Source organism: Bradyrhizobium oligotrophicum S58 (genome assembly GCF_000344805.1).
Lineage (GTDB): Bacteria > Pseudomonadota > Alphaproteobacteria > Rhizobiales > Xanthobacteraceae > Bradyrhizobium > Bradyrhizobium oligotrophicum.
Map to the genome: position 1 here is coordinate 4,142,345 of NC_020453.1, position 17,036 is coordinate 4,159,380.

A 17,036-nucleotide genomic window follows, 5' to 3' on the forward strand; every position below is an offset into this window, starting at 1 on the left:
TTATGAATTGCTGATAAATTGCGAATTGTTCGATATTGCGCAAGCAGATAGGCCGATCTGGAAAATACAACCACTTGTAGACGCTGCGCAGTGTCCTGCCAATTGCCTGTCTCTGTTCCCTCCAGATTTGTTGACCGCGGGCACCACGATGATCCCTGCGGTTCGATATCGGCCATCAGGAGGAGTGCGCCCGGTGAGGCTGCTCGGCATCGATGGGAGCGGCCGCCTCGATTTCGAAGGGGCTGACCAAAGCGAGCCGTATCATCTGGGCCAGCTCGGACTTGCGATAGGGCTTGGTGAGCAGGAGGGCGGCCTGGTCGATGCGACCGTGCTCGACCATCGCATTGTCGGTGTAGCCGGAGGTGTACAGCACCTTGGTGCCGGGCCGCTGCCGCAGCGCCTCCTCGGCAAGCTCCTTGCCGTTGACCCCGCCGGGCATGATGACGTCGGTGAACAGCAGGTCGAAGGACTGGCCGGAGTCGATCTTGGCCAGCGCCTCGACGCCGGTGGACGCGGTGATGGTCTTGTAGCCCAGGCTCTGCAGCTGAGAGACGACGAAATCCTGCACCAGCGGATCATCCTCGACGATGAAGATCGTCTCCTCGCCGCGCGGCGGCGGCGGATCGGGCAGGGCAGGGCTCGCGGCCTGGCCCTTGGGCGCCGGGATGTAGAGGCGGATCGTCGTGCCCCGGCCTTCCTCGCTGTAGATCTTGATGTGGCCGCCGGACTGCTTGACGAAGCCGTAGACCATGCTGAGGCCGAGTCCCGACCCCTTGCCGGCTTCCTTCGTCGTGAAGAACGGCTCGAAGGCGCGGTCGCGAACTTCGGGGGACATGCCGGTGCCGGTGTCGCTGACGGCCACCATCACATAGGAGCCCGGTATCACTCCGGCGTTGGCCGCCGCGTAGGACTCATCGAGCACGACGCGGCGCGATTCCAGCAACAGCTTGCCGCCATTGGGCATCGCATCGCGGGCGTTGATGGCCATGTTGACCAGGGAATTGGCGAGCTGGGCCGAGTCGATATGCGCGATCAGCTCTTCCTCTTCGAGGATCGAATTGATCTCGATCTGCTCGCCGAGCGTCGGACGCAACAGCTTGGCGATGTCGAGGATGGTGCTGTTCACGTCGCTGTCGCGCGGATGCAGCGGCTGCTTCCGGGCGAACGCCAGCAGATGCCGGATCAGCTCAGTGCAGCGATCCGCGGCCTGACTGATCAGCGCCGCGGTGGCCGCGGCGGCCGGACGGTCCCTGACCTCTTCGGCGAGCGTCTCGATTGTGCCGGTGATGATCGTCAGCATGTTGTTGAAGTCGTGGGCGACGCCCCCGGTGAGCTTGCCGATGGCGTCCAGCTTCTGCGCCTGATGCAGCAGACGCTCGGTCTCGTGGGCCATCGTGATGTCGTGATAGACCATCGCCGCGCCGGTGATGCCGCCTGCAGCGTCGCGCAGCGGACGGCCGCTGATCATCAGGCGCAGCGTCTCGTCGCGATCGCTCAGCTCGACGATCAGCTCGCGCCGGTCGAACGTCTCACCGCGCAACGCCCGCGGCGTCGGCAGGTCATCCGGCGCGACCGGCGTCACGCCGTCGCTCTCATAGACGCGAAGCTTCGCCCGGACCTCGGACAGATTCCTGTCCGGGCGATATCCGAGCAGATGCTCGACGGCGGGGTTCGAGAACACGACGGTGTCGGCGGCATCGATCACGAGCACGCCTTCGGCCATGCTGTTGAACGTGCTCTGCAGGACCTCGGCGGAATGGCGCAGCTTCTCATGCGCCTCGACCAGGTCGATGTGCTGCTTCTCGGCCTTTTCGGCCAGCGAGACGGCTTCGGCCTCGGAGCGGAGCAGGGAGGCGCGCAGTTCCCGATCGTCCAGATAGGCGCGCCGGACGAGGTACCCGGCAATGATCAGCAGCAGTGCCAGCCCGCACAGGTCGATCGCGAGCAGCAGCGAGCCGGTGGCTTTCGATGTGGCCGACCGCTGCGCCAGCAACTGGCGCTGATCGGCGACGAAACGGTCGAGGTTGGCCGTGATCGCGCTCATCGTCGCCGGGCCTTCAGCGCGGCTGCCGAGCGCTTCGAGCCCGGCGCGGTCCGACGCCGCGCGCAGCCTGATCAACTCCGCGGAGATTTCGACCCTGCGGCCGATCAGCGCTGCAGTCTCGCCGAGAAGCTGCATCGGCATGGGACTGCCGGCCACGGCCTGCTGCAGATCGGCCACGGCCGGCGGAATCTTCCCGCTGACATCGTTGAACTCGGTGCGAAACTGCTCGGCGCTCGTCAGCACGAAGCCGCGCGAGCTGGCTTCGGCTTCGCGCAACAACAGGCGAAGGTCGGAGGTCTTTTGCAGGACGTTCAGCGACGAGGTCACCCAGGCCGCGTCCTGGCGCGACTTGATATCGAGCGCGGTGGAGGCCGCGCCGATCGCAAGCAAAGTTCCAAGACCGAGCCCCAGGGCGAGGCGCTGCTGAATCATCCGCGTTTCTCAATCATCGACATATCCGGTTGCTGACCGGTGGGATTGACCGTGCTGAGCCTCATGCACCCGAGTTCCAGCTCAGCTGCGTCGAAGGCTGTGATGATGTGTCGGCAAGGCGCGCCTCCTTGTTCGATTCTTCCGGCGCGTTCGAGAGCGGCTTGCGCAACGGTTGACGCGCGGCGATCTGCACTGCGCGGTGCGATCCAGGTGTCCATCAACAGATATCAACTACGCCTGGGTTGAAGATTTCGAAGCAGAATCACGATGATCGATATTGGACCGGAACGTGCAATACATCTGCACGTCGCGGGGCACAGATTTCAAAATTCGTTCAAAATCAGTCGGCAACGTGTCCGATCAGACACATGATAGACAACAATGCGGCGCTAACACGAACTAAAAGCGGCGAGGTACGTACCTCGCCGCTTCGTTGATCAGGTCTGGATGTACTGCGCGTTGTTACGGGCAGGGATGACGAAGGCCGTCGTAGCCCAGATAGGTACCCGAGGCCGGATCGTACGAGCGATAGCGTCGTGCGCAGTAGCTCGGGTCGACGCCCTCGGTTCCAACGACCGCGACGGGTGCGGAGTCATCATAGTAGGAGTAGTCGGAGTAGTAGTCGGGGCCGTAATAGTACGGATCATTGTCGTAGGCGTAGCTGCTGCCGAGGCCAATTCCGACGCCAACACCGACGCCCGGCCAGAAGCCGCCGCCGCGGTGATGGTGGCCACCACGCCAGCCGCCGCCACCATTCCAATTGCCGCCATTCCAGTTGCCGCCGCCGCCGGACCATCCGGGACGGCCGCCGCCAGTGTTCACCGCGACGTTGGCGCCAGCGCCCGGGCCTCGGCCGCCGAAGGCCGCGCCGCCGCCCACCGGTCCGCTGCTGGCGAGCCCGGGAGCGCTGCGCGAGAAGCCGCCGCCCCCCGGTCCAGCCGAGAAGCCGCGACCGCCGCCGCCGCCACCACCGATCGCCGCACCGCCGCCGGGGGCTCCACCGCGGCCACCTCCGCCGCCCATGGCGGCACCGCCACCGCCCGGACCGCCGTGGCCACCGGGGCCTTGTGCGAAGCTCGTCGTCGCTGCCGCGAGCGGCAGAATCAGCGCCACCGCCGCTGCGGCGCTCAATGTCTTCAGGTTGGTCATCGGATGTCGCTCCATGAGGGGAAAATGATCTAACCGCAGCCACGGTATGTCGTTCCCTGGGGCGAACCGATGCATGGGTCGCAGGCGAACGGGCAACACTGGACAAGTCGCGGGCGGGGTGGCATCAGAGCCGCAGCTTCACAACACCGGCTCTGAGCGCATGAAACAGTTCTTCCTCAAGCTCTTCACGTGGTGGAACGGCCAGACCTTCGGCACCCAGCTTTGGACTTGGCGTTTTGGCGAGCTGGTGGGGCAGGATGGCCAGGGCAACCGCTACTACCGCACGGCCGGCGGCAAGATCGATCCGGTCCTGAATTTCGAGCGCCGCTGGGTCATCTATAACGGCCTGGCTGAAGCCAGCCGTATTCCGGTGGAATGGCACGCCTGGATGCACCACACGGTCGACGTGCCCCCTACGCAGGACGGCTACAAGCCGCGCGAGTGGGAAAAGCCGCATCAGCCCAACCTGACCGGCACCGCGCTGGCCTATCGTCCGGCCGGCTCGACCCTGGCCAGCGGCCGTCGCCCGAAGGCGACCGGCGATTATCAGCCGTGGACGCCCGGCAGCTGATTCGATCACTGACGGGGTACGGATTTAGAAAAGGCCGTCCGGAGTTCCGGGCGGCCTTTATCTTTGTGGGAAAGCCCGAGCCGCTTGCCGCTAGGTTGCGCCGCCGTTGAGACTGGCTGCCGCGCGCTCCGCCAGTTCGACGCGCCGCTTTCGGAACGGCGCGATCCGCTCCAGCATGCGTGACAGAACCTCCGGCGGCGCCGTATCGGGGGAGCCTGCGGTGAACGGCGGCGCCGGGTTGTATTCGAGCCTGAGCTGAATGGCCTCCGCGGTCGCGCGGTCGACCAGCTGCGACACCAAGGTCAGTGCGAAGTCGATGCCGGCGGTGACCCCGCCGCCGGTGATGCGGTTGCGATCGATGCACACACGCTCGGTGCTGATGGTGGCGCCGAACAGCGGCAGGCACTCGCGCGCGCTCCAATGGGTCGCGGCGCGATAACCGTCGAGCAGGCCGGCGGCGCCGAGCGCGAGCGAGCCGGTACACACCGATGTGATGTACTTGGCGCCGGCAGCCTGGCGGCGGATGAAGTCGATGACTTCAGCGTCATTGAGGATGGCGTCGACGCCAAAGCCGCCGGGGATGCAGATCACGTCAGCCTGCGGACACTCGGCGAAGGTCGTGGTCGGCAGCAGCGTAAGGACCGAGTCGGTGGGGATCGGCTCGATCGTCTTCCACGCCAGATGCAGCGTCGCTCCGGGCACGCTGGAGAACACCTGCACCGGTCCGGTGAGGTCGAGCTGGGTGACGTGCGGGAACAGGACAAGAGCGATGGAAATCGGTTCGGCCATGGCGGCACTCGCGGCGATGATGGGTTGACGGGAGCCATCCTGCATGATCCGCTCGCCGTCTCATATGTCGAAGTTCCCTCGATTTCGGACACGACAGTTGCGGAGCCTCCCAGCATGATCGGCGTGCTCGTCTTCCCGGATTTCCAGCTGCTCGATGCCGCCGGGCCGATCTCGGTGTTCGAAATCGCCGCGCGTTATGCGAAGGGCGCGCCGCAGATCAAGGTGATCGCGGCGCAGCCGGGGCCGGTGCGTTCATCGTCCGGGGTGGAGATGCTGGCGCGCAAGTTCGGCCCCGTCGGGACCCTGACGACGCTGCTGATCGCCGGCGGTGACGGCGTCGAGGCGGCGAGCCGCAACGCATGCACGCTCAATTTCGTCGAGAAGGTCGCGCAGCGCGGCACCCGCATCGCCAGCGTCTGCTCCGGCGCGTTCGTGCTGGCCGAAGCGGGCCTGCTGGACGGCCGGCGCGTGACCACGCATTGGCAGCGCACGCGGCAGTTCCTGCGCGCCTATCCGAACGTGAAGCTGGAGCCGGACAGCATCTATGTCCGCGACGGCAATGTCTGGAGCTCTGCGGGGATCACCGCCGGCATCGATCTCGCGCTCGCCATGGTCGCCGAGGATCACGGCGAGGAGATCGCGCAGAAGACGGCGCGCCAGCTCGTGCTCTATCATCGCCGCAGCGGCGGCCAGTCACAGTTCTCCTCGCTATTGGAGCTGAAGGCGCCGAGCGGGCGCTTCGCCGACCTCCTGACCTGGGCGCGCGAGCATCTCGATGCGCCCTTGACGGTCGACGATCTCGCCGAGCGCGCCGGCATGAGCACGCGACATTTCACCCGAGCGTTCGTCGCCGAGACCGGCACTACGCCCTCCAAGGCGATCGAACGCCTCCGGCTCGAGGTGGCCCGCGATCGCGTGCAGGCCTCGCACCAGCCGATCGAGTTGGTCGCCGAGGCGACGGGTTTTCGCGATCCCGAGCGCATGCGCCGCGCCTTCATTCGCGCCTTCGGCCAGCCGCCGCAGGCGTTGCGGCGGTCCGCGAGGGCAGGATAGTCTCATCAGGGCGCTTCTAACGCCGAAGAGATCGCGTGATGGCCGGCAATTCCATGGGTCTGGGAGTTATCTTCCCATCTCCCTATGTGATCGAGATCTCCAAGCTGCGGCAGCAGCTCGATGAAGCGCATCTCGCCTGGGCCATCGAATGGAAGCGGCAACAGCAGGCGTTCGTGATCGAGAACATCCGCTTTGCGCATGATCCGCATTGGAACGCGCGCGTCTTCAGCCTGCAGGCGGCGCGCGATGGCAAGACCTGGGTCTGGAAGGCCACGCGCATCATCCTGACCTGCAGCGGACTGTCGGTCTGAGCAGAGCCTCGCTGAAACGGCGTTTGTGCCCCGCGCATGATTGCGCGTTATCGGCGCGGGCCTTGCGTTACGATCATCCGGGCATGCCGGTGCTATTGTTTGCATTCGGGGATGCGAGACCTATAGTTCGCTGCTCGAGCAGCATCTGCAGACCGGGGGTCATGCGCGTTTCAATCATTACCGGAAGCGGTGCCGGGATCGGTGCCGCCGTTGCGCGCCGCCTCGCCGGGCCGGGACAGGCTCTCATGCTGCACGGCCAGGGCGCTGATACGGCCGGGCTGGTGCGGCTCCAGGCGGTCGCGGAGACGTGCCGACAGGCCGGGGCCGATGTGGCTTTCCATTGCGGCGACCTCGCCACGGCAGGCAACGCGTCGGACCTCGTTGCCGCGGCGCGGAGAGCGTTCGGCCGCGTCGATGCGGTGGTGCATGCAGCGGGCTTTGCCGATCGCCGCGGCTTTCGCGACCTGCCGCGCGATGGGCTCGAGCGGTCGCTGGCGGTAATGCCGGCCGCGTTCCATGAGCTGGCCAGCGCAGCTCTGCCGGATCTTTTGCAAAGCGATGCCGCGCGCGTCGTCGCGATCTCGAGCTTCGTTGCGCATCGCTTCGTGCCGGGCGGCACGTTTCCAGCATCAGCAGCCGCCAAGGCGGCACTGGAGGCGCTGGTGAAATGTCTCGCCATCGAGCTTGCCGCAACCGGCGGCTCCGCCAACGTCGTCGTGCCCGGCTATACGCGCAAGGACGAGGGGCGGCTTGGCTCGCTCGATCCTGCGGCCTGGCAGAAGGCGGCGGCCGCCAACCCGCAAGGACGGCTGGCCGAGCCGGACGACATCGCCGCGACCGTGAGCTTCCTGTTGTCGCAGGAGGCCGGCCACATCACCGGCGCGGTGCTGCCGGTCGATGGCGGCTTGACCCTGATGTAACTGGATTGAGGATCGATGCAGAGCGTGACGCAGACGGCCGATGTGATCGTGCTGGGAGCCGGGATCGTCGGTGTCTCCTCGGCCTACGCGATCCGGGAGCGCGGCCTCTCGGTGGTGCTGGTCGACCGCAAGGCGCCGGGTGAGGAGACCTCCTACGGCAATGCCGGCATCCTCTCGTCGGGTTCGATCCTGCCGTTCAACAAGCCCTCGCTGTTTTCAGCGCTGCCGTCTTATCTCGGCAATCGCAGCGCGGCGTTGCGCTGGGATCCGTCATGGACGTTGCGCAACGTCGAATGGGTGCTGCGCTTCCTCGCCAATGCGGTGGAGTCTCGCGTCAGGCCACGCGCAACCGCGCTGCACGGCCTGATCGGCGCGTCGCTAAAGCTGCATCGCGACTGGATCGTCAGATCGGGCGAGCCGCAGCGCATTCGTGAGACGGGGTGGCTGAAGGCGTGGCGCAGCGATGCGCTCGCCGCCGCCAAGGCCGAGCAGGATTTCCTTGCGGAGTACGGCATCAAGAGCGAGCTGCTCGATCGGCAGGGGATCTCTGCGCTCGAGCCCAACATGCTGCCGGTCTACAAAGTGGGCCTGCTGCACAGCCAGACGGCCTCGGTCGACTCGCCCGGCAACGTGACGAAAGCCTATGCGCGGATGTTCGAGGGCGCGGGCGGCGTGCTGCGGCAGTCCGAGATCAGGGCCCTGCTGTCCGACGGCGACGGCTGGCGCGTGGTACTCGGCGATGGCGAGATCCGGGCCCGCCATGTCGTGGTCGCGCTCGGGCCGTGGTCGCCGGACATTCTCAGGCCGCTCGGCTATCGGGTGCCGATGGCGTTCGAGCGCGGCTACCATCAGGAGTTCACGCCGAACCCGGCGCGGACTTTGCTGCGACCGATCCACGATGCCGAAGGCAGCTTCCTGATGACGCCGATGGAGAACGGCGTGCGCGTCACCTCCGGCGTCGAGCTGACCGATCGCGACGCGCCCTCCAATTTCGCGCAGCTCGAACAGGTGGTGCCGCTGGCGCGCGGCGTGGTCGAATTCGGTGACGCCGTGGCCCAGCCCTGGCGCGGCGCGCGGCCGAGCCTGCCGGACTCGCTGCCGATGATCGGGCCGGCGCCGCGGCATTCCGGCCTGTGGCTTGCATTCGGCAACCAGCACATCGGCTTCACCACGGGGCCGGCCACGGGCGCGGCGATCGCCGCGATGATCGCAGGCGAGGCGCCGTCGTTCGACGCGTCGGCGTTCGCCCCGAGCCGGTATCTGTGATGGGCCGCGACCGCGCCACGCCGGAGCTGCGATGAACTACACCTGGGATTTCGCCATCCTCACCAAGTACAGCCATCTGTTCTGGGTGGGGCTGGGCTGGACCATGGCCTACACGCTCGGCACCATCCTGCTCGGCTCGATCATCGGGCTCTTGGTCGGCATCGTCAGGCTGCGCCACCTTGCCGTCGTCGACTGGCTGCTGATTGGCTATATCGAGCTGTTTCGCTGCACGCCGCTGCTGGTGCAGATCATCTGGTTCTACTACGCATTTCCGGTCGTGATCGGCGTCAACATCCCGGCGCATGTCGCCGCCGTCACCGTGCTGTCGCTCTATTGCGGGGCGTTCTACGCCGAGATCGTGCGCGGCAGCATCGAGAGCGTGCCGCGCGGCCAATGGGATGCAGCGCGGGCGCTGGGTTTGCGTCCCTGGCGGATGATGCGACTCGTGATCCTGCCGCAGGCGCTGAAGCCGATGCTCGCGCCTTACGTCAACCAGTCGGTGACGCAACTGAAGAACACCTCGCTGGTGTCCGTCATCGCGGTGCCAGATCTCGTCTACAACGCGACCTTGATCAACGCCGACACCTACCGCCCGCTCGAAGTCTATACCATCATCGCACTGATCTACTTCGCCATCCTATTTCCGGCGACCTTGCTGGGCCGGCGGTTCGAGCGCGGCATGACCTACGACAAGGCGTGAGGGGGCGCTTCAGATACTCCCGTCATTGCGAGCGAAGCGAAGCAATCCAGGGCGGCATACTGGGTCCTGGATTGCTTCGTCGCTGCGCTCCTCGCAATGACGGCGGAGTGTGTGGCGCAGTCCGTCAGATGCTCAGCTCGACCGGCACGTCCTCGGCCTTGACACCGGCAAGGCCGAGGCCCTTGACGAACCATTCGCGCATCTGCCCGATGCCGCGATTGTAGTCGATCCATACCGCGAGGAAGTCGCGCCAGCGCTTGTCGGCCTCGCGGCGCACGCCCATGCTGGAGGGGATCGCGACCGACGGCGACTGCAGGATCTTGTAGGTGCCGAGGTTGGGGTTCTTGGCGATCGCGGTGAGACCGAGGATCAGCGCGTTGACGACGACGTCGACGCGGCCCGATGCCATCTCCAGCATCACCTCGTCGCGCGACTTCAGCGACTTGATCGTCGCATTGGGCGCAAAGCGCCGCGCCACGGCTTCGTTCGCCGAGCCGACATCGACGGCGATCTTGACCTCGGGCTTGTTGATGTCGGCCCAGGTCTTCGCCTCCAGGCCCTTCTTCAGCATGGCGCCGAACGGATGCGGGAACACCGTGCCGCAGAAGTCGATGACCAGCGCCCGCTGCGGCGTCGGATTGAGCGCGAAGCCGAGATCGATCTTGCCGGCCTGCAGGTCGAGCACCGAATTGCCGTAGGTCGACTCGACATATTCGAGCTTCACGTCGAGCAGCTTGGCGATGTCGTTGGCCATCTCGATCGAGAAGCCCGACCAGGTGCCGGAGGCAAGATCCTTGTTGAAATAGGGCAGCTCACCCGGCAGCACGGCGATGCGCAGCACCTTGTTGGCGCGGACGCGGTCGAGCGTATTGTCGGCGGCCGCCTGCGCCGAGGCGGGCGACGTCGTCATGGCGGACGCGAGCGCGGCGCCGGAGCCGATCGCGAGCGCGTAGCGCAAGGCGTCACGGCGGTCTTCGGAAATTCTCTGATCGTCTGATGGGGTCACATAATCCTCCTGCACCAATCGGCGTGGAGCGTAGCGCCGGCCTCGTGCGCCGGCAACCGACATGTCGGCCTTGATAGCAAACGGCGGTGATGAGCTGTGATGTTGAAAGGGCGCGTTTGCGTTGCTGCGCTGCCTCATTCCGATGCAGGGCTGATCAAGCCGTGGTCGGTTTCGCCAGATGGAAGCGGCTTGCGCAGGCGCTCGGCGAACGGTCGCAACAGTTGCGGCGCAAGGTGAATCGGGAATTGGCTCATCGCGAAGTAGAGCCAGGTCGTGCCCGGGATCGCGCCTTCCGTCGCCGCCAGCATCAGTCCCATGTTGCGCAGCGAGACCATCATGCCCAGCGCCATCGCCCGTTCGCGGCCGACGCTGCGAAACAGCAGCATCGTGGTACCAAGCAGCAGGAAGAACACGGCGAAGGCAAGCACCGCCAGTCCCAACATGCGGAACGGGCTCGCGACCAAGTCGGCGAGAAAATGCGCCATGATGGCGGAAGCAAACACGAACAGGATGAGGATGTTGAAACCGTCGATCGGCGCGCGATGGCGGCGGATGGTGTCGATGCCGAAGGCGAGCCGGATCGCGGTGGCCGCAACCAATGCGCCCGCGAGGATGGCGGCGAGCTTCAGCCCGAGCGCCGCCGGGGACAGCGACAGCGTCTGTCCGAGGAAGACATAGGCGAACAGCGGCGCCGTCAGCGGCACCAGTGCGGTGGAGGTCACCAGCGTGATCAGCACCAGCGTCGCATCGAGCCCCATCAGTGCCGCGAGCGCGGGCGAGGCCATCATCGGCGACGCCGTCGCCTGCAGCATCAGCGCGAGATAAAGGTCGGGCAGGGCGGCATCGACGCCTGTGATGCGCGCGAGGCTGCCGACCAGCAAGGGCACGGCGATCGTGGTCCAGCCGGTCGCGGTCAGCACCAGAAGCGGGCGGCGCAGATGCGCGCGCAGCATCGCAACATCGACCCGCATGAACGAGATGCAGAGCAGCAGGAAGATCGCGTGCGTGACGTAGGGCCGCGTCAGCTCGCCAAGCGGCGGTACGGCAATCGCGGCGATCAGCACCGCGACGATCGCGCGCGTGCCCTGGTTGCCGAGCCAGCTCAGGACCTGCAGAGGAAAAGCGATAGGCCGGGCGGGCGGCATCGAGAGTCCGAACGATGTGAATCAAAGAACGCGCAAACCATGCGTTGGCCGCGCGTTCCTGCAAAGTCACATCTCGTTACCGAAGATGACGGCGCCCGGATTCGATCCAGGCGCCGATCGGAGCATAGGTTACTGCGCCGTGGAGCCGCCCAGCACGATCTTTTCGTTGAGCTTGAAATCGACGGTCTGCACGGTCTGGTCGATCTCGGGGTTGGGCATGCCGATCTGCTGCGCGATCAGCTTCACCAGCAGATCGACGCGCTCGATGAAGGGCGCGCCGGCGGCCACCGCGCGTGCGGCTGACGACGGCTTGAGCAGGCTCTCGGCCGCCTTGGCGTACTTCTCGAACGGCACCTGATCGCTCGGATCGGCGCCGAGCTTGCGCGCGATGGCGTCGACGTGCTCGTAGATCGATTTCGAGCGTGCGAGATCGCCGTGCACGGCATCGCGGATCGCCTGCGGCTCGGTCCGCGTGATGCAGCGGTAGTTGCCGGTCAGCAGCATCGACCATTTCGCCAGCGGCACGAACAGCGAGTCGAACACCTTCAGCTTGACCGGCACGTCATGGCCGTCGAGCGTGACCGCATCGATGTCGCGCTCCAGCTCGCGCAGCAGTTCGTTGTGCTTGGCATCCTCGAAGGCGGCGGCCTTGAAGTTGGTCGGCAGTCCGACATGCAGCACGTTGGCGGCTTCCTCCGGCGGACGGAAGGCCTGCGGATCCGGCGAGCAGAGCGTCACCAGGCCCGGCGTGAAGCGCTCCCACACCATGGCGTTGGTATAGGCCTCTTCGAGATTGCTGTCGGCCAGCGCCGGAATGCGCTTGAGGTAAGGCAGTGGCGGCATGTTCATGATCGAGAGGCACGGCAGCTTGGCCTCGGCGATCTTGACCATCAGCACGCGGATGGTGTGGTTGGTATATTGCGGCTCCTGCATCGCAAGGCCGACCAGATCATAGCGCGACAGGTCGACAGCGTCGGGTGTGGCGGCATCGAGCTTGCCGGGCAGGTCGCGCGAGAAGATGGAGCGATGGGTCGGCTCGTCGCGCAGCTTGATGCGGACTTCCGTGCCCTCGCGGTTGATGAGCTCGGCCGTCTTCTTGCGGCAGACCAGCGTCACGTTGTGGCCGGCCATCAACAGCTTGGTGGCCAGGAGGGAGCCGTAGGAGGCCCCGAGAATCAGAATGTTGCGTGCCATGCCTTGGTCGTCCCCAGGATGTTCGTTCGAGTTTATTTGCCGCGATCCAGTCGCTCTGAAGCTTACGTCGGACACCCTACAGGGTGGGCGAGAGTGGTAAAGCCGATGCTTCTGACGTCTGGTATGCCAGATGCCAGCATCCCACGGAACGGGCCGTCTGGCAAGGTGCGGCGCACGCCCCAGTCATCCATCGCGTGTCTCGGCAGAAAAGGTGGCTGAGCGGCAGGTGGGTCTTTACCGGGCGCAGCACCGGCGGCTCAGCTGAGTGCCATGTAGCGCCCGGGCTTGTGGTTGATCGCGATGATCACGTTGACGATCACGATACCCAGGATCGATAGCGCCAGCCGGTTGACCGGTATCACGAAGAACGCGGCGATCATGATGAGGAAATCCACCGCGAGCTGGAAATAGCCGGCACGGATCTTCCAGTGCTCCTGCAGATAGAGCGCGAGGATGTTGATGCCGCCGAGGCCGGTGCGATGGCGGAACAGCATCAGCAGTCCGGTGCCCGTGAGGCCTGCGCCGATCACGGTGGCATAGATCGGGTCGATGTGGCTGATGTCGATCCACGACGTCGTCAACCGCGAGAACACTGCGACCAGGCCGACCGCAACGAAGGTGCGGATCGTGAACGGCCAGCCCATGCGCCGGACAGCAAGGACATAGAAGGGCAGGTTGAGCAGGAAGAAGCTGAGTCCGAAGCCGTAGCCGCTGATGTAGCTCAGCAGCAGAGACAGGCCGGCGGTGCTGCCGACCAGCAGCACCGTCTTGCTGTAGATCAGCATGCCGAGCGACACGAACAGCGTGCCAAAGGTCAGCGCCATCGCATCTTCGTAGAGCTTATGTCGCTCCTGGACGATCTCGGTCACACGTCGATCCTTCCGAGATCGCTCACAACGCCTTGAAGAGGCCGGCGACGCGCGCGACATCGGCAAGCTTCAGGCCGGCGACGTTGATGCGGCCCGATGTCGGCATGTACACGCCGTGCTTCTCCCGCAACGCCATCACCTCGGCTGGTGAGAGCGGCAGCAGCGAGAACATGCCTTCCTGGACGCCGATCGCGATCGTGTTCGACCAGCGTCCGCCGAGCGCCTCGGCAAAGGAGCGGCGCAACGCGGCCAGGCGCGCACGCATCGAGTCGAGCTCCTTGCTCCAGTCCTGGTAGAGGTCCGGCGTGCCGAGGATCGTCTTCACGATCGCCGCGCCGTGGTCCGGCGGCATCGAGTAGCTGGTGCGGGCGATGGCGACGAGATTGGACCGCGCGGTCTCCGCGGCGGCCTGGGATGAGGCGACGGCGTAGAGCGCGCCGGTGCGCTCGCGATAGAGGCCGAAGGATTTCGAGCAGGACACCGCAACCAGCGCTTCGGGCACCGCCGCGATCATCGCACGCAGACCGGCGACGTCGCCTTCGAGGCCGGCGCCGAAACCCTGATAGGCGGAATCGATCAGCGGCACGAGCCCGCGCGCGGCGATGATGGCGGTGATGCGCTTCCAGTCCTCGGCGCGCAGCACGGCGCCGCTCGGATTGTGGCAGCAGGCGTGGATCAGGACGGCGTCGCCCGGCTGCGCGCGCTGCAGCGCTTCCAGCATGCTGTCGAGCAGGATGGTCTGCGACGTCACGTCGAAGAACGGATAGGTCTCGATCTCGAGACCTGCGGCCGCGAAGATGCCGGCGTGGTTGGGCCAGCTCGGCAGGCCGAGCCAGATCTTGCTGGTGCCGGCCTGGCGGATCAGATCGGCCGCGAGGCGCAGGGCGCCGGAGCCGCCGGGGGTCTGCACGCCAGCGGCATGGACCGGACAGGTGGAGCCGCCCACCATCGCCCACAACAGGTCGAGGAAGGCCTGGTCGCCTTCCGGCGCCACATAGGCCTTGCTGCTCTGGCTCTCCCAGATGCTGCGCTCGGCAGCCTTTACCGCGCGAAAGATCGGCGAATGGCCGGCCTCGTCGCGATAGACGCCGACGCCGAGATCGACCTTGTCGGTCCTCGGATCCGCTTTGAAGATGCCGATCAAAGCGAGGAGGGGATCATCGGGCTGGCGGCTCAAGCGTTCGAACATGGGAGCATTCCTGTAGGCTGGCAGCCCACGGGAAGGCCATCTGTCGTCCTCGTGGGCGATCGGACACTACCTTGGTTGCGTCGCAAAAACAGCGGGAATTGCACAATGCATGGCTCCGTCGCGTGAATGCGTAAAGCCGTCGCGCAGCAACGCCCGCAAAGCCGATCGTCACCTGCGCGAACAGCCGGACAACAAATGTCAGTGCTACGCTCTGGTCTAGGATCAGTCTCGTGAGACGGCTGACGGTGCCGATCTTCTTCGCCCGCATGACGGCAGCAAACCTTGCCATCGACTTTTCGCGATCGATCGCGGATAGGATTCTTGAAGTCGTCCACACGGGGCCGACGCCTTCTGGGCGCGCCGCGCCGCGCCGCGCCGACGCGCGGAGCGCACCATTTGAATGCGCTGGGCTGCTCCTGTCAGATGCCGCCGGGCCGATCGAGCTGCTTCAGCCAGGCGCCGATGTCGCGCGCGGCGACGTTGGCCTGGTCCAGCAGCTTGCCCATGGTGAAGAAGCCATGGAATTGGCCCGGGTGCGTCCGATGCGTCACCGGTACCCCGGCCTCGCGCAGGCGTCGGGCGTAGTCGTCGCCTTCGTCGCGCAGCGGGTCGGCGCCGGCGGTCAGCACATAAGCGGGCGGCAGGCCGGCCAGCGTCTCGGCTTTGGCGGGGGAAGCGCGCCAGTCGTGGATGTCGGCGGTGCTGTTGAGATAGTGGTCGCGAAACCAGCGGATCACCGAATGCGTCAGCAGCACGCTGGTCTCGGGCTCGCTGTGCGAGGGATGGCTCATCGTGAAGTCGGTCGCCGGATAGATCAGCACCTGGCCCGATAGTTTCGGTCTTTTGCCGTCCCGTGCCGACAGCGCAACGACGGCGGCGAGATTGCCGCCCGCGGAATCGCCGCCCACGCTGAGCCGCGACGTGTCGATGCCGAGCGCAGCGGCATTATCCGTTACCCATCGTGTTGCTGCGACCGCGTCATCGATCGCCGCGGGAAACTTGTGCTCCGGGGCGAGGCGATAGTCGACCGAGATCACGATGAGCTCGCCTTCATGGGCGAGCGTCCGGCAGACCACGTCGTGCGAGTCGAGATTGCCGATCACCCAGCCGCCACCATGGAAGAACACCAGCGCCGGCGCGAGACCAGCGGTCTGACGCAGCACCTTGGGCCGGTACAGCCGGGCAGGGATCGCGCCATGCGGGGCAGGGACGGCGAGCTCCTTCACTTCGGCAAGCTCCGGCGGCTCGGGATTGCTCACCGTGCGCGCGGCGAGATAGTAGTCCCGCGCCTCCGGCGGCGTCAGCGTTTCATAGGCGGGACGGCCGGCCTCCTGAAACGCCTTGTAGACGGCGGCGGCATCGGCATCGAGCTGGACGGGCATTGGCAACGGACCTGTTGAGTTTGAAGGACGTTCAAGCGGCGGTGCGGCCGCCGTCGACGGTGTAGGCGGCGCCGGAGACGTAGCTCGCATCGTCGGAGGCGAGGAAGGCGACGATCGATGCGACCTCCGACCCCTGGCCGAGACGGCGCGCGGGGACGCGGTCGACGATCTTGTCGCTTGGCACGTGTGCACCGCTGCGGCCTTCGATGATCGCGCTCAGCATGCGGCTGTCGATCAGCCCGGGACAGACGCAGTTCACGCGGACATCAGTGCCGGTGCATTCCCAGGCCGCGCTCTTGGTCAAGCCGATCACCGCGTGCTTGCTGGCGCTGTAGACTGCGATCTGCGGCGAGCCGATCAGGCCCGCAATCGAAGCGGTGTTGATGATGGAGCCGCGGTTCTGCTTCAGCATGACCGGCAGTACGTGCTTCAGGCCGAGGAAGACGCCGACGACGTTGACGTCGAGCACGCGCCGGAAGGCATCGAGCGGATAGTCGGTGATCGACTTGATCTCGCCTTCGACGCCGGCATTGTTGAAGAACACGTCGATGGTGCCGAAGCGCTCGCAGGCGCTGCGCACATAGGCTCGGACCTGGTCCTCATCGGTGACATCGGCGGCAATGGCCAGCGCCTCGGCGCTTGCGGGCAGATCAGCGATCGCGCTCTTCAGATCCGGCTCACGCCGGTCGATGGCCACGATGCGGGCGCCGCGCGCGGCCAGCAGCCGAATGGTCGCGGCGCCGATCACACCGGCCGCGCCGGTCACGACGGCCACTCTGCCGTCGAGACGAATCGAATCGGTCATTCGTTTCCTTCCCTTGCCGCCGCCGTTGCGGACGGCCGCGGCCTTGTCGCGCGTTGGTTTCGCGCTATCTCTTGATCATGCGACTATCTCATTGGATGGACCAGATGGCTACCTCGCGGTGCGCTGGTCGGTCGCCCTTCCCCCGCCGTATTCGGCATGTTAACGGGAGGGCTGATCGAGAGCGGCGGATGGGTCATGACGCGATTTGATT

At 65.9% G+C, this 17,036-nt stretch carries 17 protein-coding genes; 6 read left to right on the plus strand and 11 right to left on the minus strand.

What is annotated here, in order from left to right; genetic code table 11:
* Positions 1-175: 175 nt before the first annotated feature.
* The 3 genes from S58_RS17775 to S58_RS17780 all read right to left on the minus strand — a co-directional run bounded on the left by S58_RS17775 (position 176) and on the right by S58_RS17780 (position 3,625).
* A complete protein-coding gene (locus S58_RS17775) occupies positions 176-2,476 on the minus strand; it encodes a CHASE3 domain-containing protein (protein ID WP_015666740.1) in 2,301 nt (766 codons plus the stop codon).
* The gene (locus S58_RS37610) at positions 2,473-2,694 is read right to left on the minus strand and encodes a hypothetical protein (RefSeq protein ID WP_144058343.1); all 222 of its coding nucleotides are present in this window, start codon (positions 2,692-2,694) and stop codon (positions 2,473-2,475) included. The genes S58_RS17775 and S58_RS37610 overlap by 4 nt, the downstream gene beginning before the upstream one ends.
* Before the next feature lie 244 nt (positions 2,695-2,938).
* Positions 2,939-3,625 carry a BA14K family protein gene (locus tag S58_RS17780; protein ID WP_015666741.1) on the minus strand — a complete coding sequence of 229 codons (687 nt, stop codon included), beginning with the start codon at positions 3,623-3,625 and terminating at the stop codon, positions 2,939-2,941.
* 160 nt (positions 3,626-3,785) lie between these two features.
* Between S58_RS17780 and S58_RS17785 the strand changes: the two genes are divergently transcribed.
* On the plus strand, positions 3,786-4,196 hold the full coding sequence (locus S58_RS17785) for an NADH:ubiquinone oxidoreductase subunit NDUFA12 (protein ID WP_015666742.1): 411 nt from the start codon (positions 3,786-3,788) through the stop codon (positions 4,194-4,196).
* A gap of 90 nt (positions 4,197-4,286) precedes the next feature.
* Here S58_RS17785 and S58_RS17790 read toward each other — a convergent pair whose 3' ends face one another.
* Positions 4,287-4,985: a DJ-1/PfpI family protein gene (locus tag S58_RS17790; protein ID WP_042339778.1), complete on the minus strand. Its 699-nt coding sequence runs from the start codon at positions 4,983-4,985 to the stop codon at positions 4,287-4,289.
* Between the two features lie 114 nt (positions 4,986-5,099).
* On the opposite strand from S58_RS17790, the gene S58_RS17795 reads away from it, so the two are divergent.
* The 5 genes from S58_RS17795 to S58_RS17815 all read left to right on the plus strand — a co-directional run bounded on the left by S58_RS17795 (position 5,100) and on the right by S58_RS17815 (position 9,235).
* Positions 5,100-6,038 (plus strand): GlxA family transcriptional regulator, encoded by a 939-nt coding sequence (locus S58_RS17795; protein WP_042340788.1) that lies wholly within the window; start codon positions 5,100-5,102, stop codon positions 6,036-6,038.
* A gap of 38 nt (positions 6,039-6,076) precedes the next feature.
* On the plus strand, positions 6,077-6,349 hold the full coding sequence (locus S58_RS17800) for a hypothetical protein (protein WP_015666745.1): 273 nt from the start codon (positions 6,077-6,079) through the stop codon (positions 6,347-6,349).
* A gap of 161 nt (positions 6,350-6,510) precedes the next feature.
* Complete coding sequence (locus tag S58_RS17805; RefSeq protein WP_042339781.1) at positions 6,511-7,269, plus strand: SDR family NAD(P)-dependent oxidoreductase; 759 nt, start codon at positions 6,511-6,513, stop codon at positions 7,267-7,269.
* A 15-nt stretch (positions 7,270-7,284) separates the two neighbouring features.
* Positions 7,285-8,535: an NAD(P)/FAD-dependent oxidoreductase gene (locus tag S58_RS17810; protein WP_015666748.1), complete on the plus strand. Its 1,251-nt coding sequence runs from the start codon at positions 7,285-7,287 to the stop codon at positions 8,533-8,535.
* A gap of 31 nt (positions 8,536-8,566) precedes the next feature.
* Positions 8,567-9,235 carry an amino acid ABC transporter permease gene (locus S58_RS17815; RefSeq protein ID WP_015666749.1) on the plus strand — a complete coding sequence of 223 codons (669 nt, stop codon included), beginning with the start codon at positions 8,567-8,569 and terminating at the stop codon, positions 9,233-9,235.
* Positions 9,236-9,359: 124 nt separating this feature from the next.
* On the opposite strand, the gene S58_RS17820 is transcribed toward S58_RS17815, so the two are convergent.
* The 7 genes from S58_RS17820 to S58_RS17850 form a co-directional block, all read right to left on the minus strand.
* Positions 9,360-10,241, minus strand: a complete 882-nt coding sequence (locus tag S58_RS17820) for a transporter substrate-binding domain-containing protein (RefSeq protein ID WP_015666750.1) — start codon at positions 10,239-10,241, stop codon at positions 9,360-9,362.
* A gap of 134 nt (positions 10,242-10,375) precedes the next feature.
* A complete protein-coding gene (locus S58_RS17825; RefSeq protein WP_015666751.1) occupies positions 10,376-11,386 on the minus strand; it encodes a hypothetical protein in 1,011 nt (336 codons plus the stop codon).
* A 129-nt stretch (positions 11,387-11,515) separates the two neighbouring features.
* Positions 11,516-12,580: a ketopantoate reductase family protein gene (locus tag S58_RS17830; protein WP_015666752.1), complete on the minus strand. Its 1,065-nt coding sequence runs from the start codon at positions 12,578-12,580 to the stop codon at positions 11,516-11,518.
* A gap of 257 nt (positions 12,581-12,837) precedes the next feature.
* On the minus strand, positions 12,838-13,449 hold the full coding sequence (locus tag S58_RS17835) for a YitT family protein (RefSeq protein WP_015666753.1): 612 nt from the start codon (positions 13,447-13,449) through the stop codon (positions 12,838-12,840).
* Positions 13,450-13,471: 22 nt separating this feature from the next.
* On the minus strand, positions 13,472-14,638 hold the full coding sequence (locus tag S58_RS17840) for an amino acid aminotransferase (protein WP_015666754.1): 1,167 nt from the start codon (positions 14,636-14,638) through the stop codon (positions 13,472-13,474).
* 419 nt (positions 14,639-15,057) lie between these two features.
* Positions 15,058-16,020: an alpha/beta hydrolase gene (locus S58_RS17845; protein ID WP_015666755.1), complete on the minus strand. Its 963-nt coding sequence runs from the start codon at positions 16,018-16,020 to the stop codon at positions 15,058-15,060.
* Positions 16,021-16,051: 31 nt separating this feature from the next.
* Positions 16,052-16,825, minus strand: a complete 774-nt coding sequence (locus tag S58_RS17850; RefSeq protein WP_015666756.1) for an SDR family NAD(P)-dependent oxidoreductase — start codon at positions 16,823-16,825, stop codon at positions 16,052-16,054.
* Positions 16,826-17,036 lie beyond the last annotated feature (211 nt).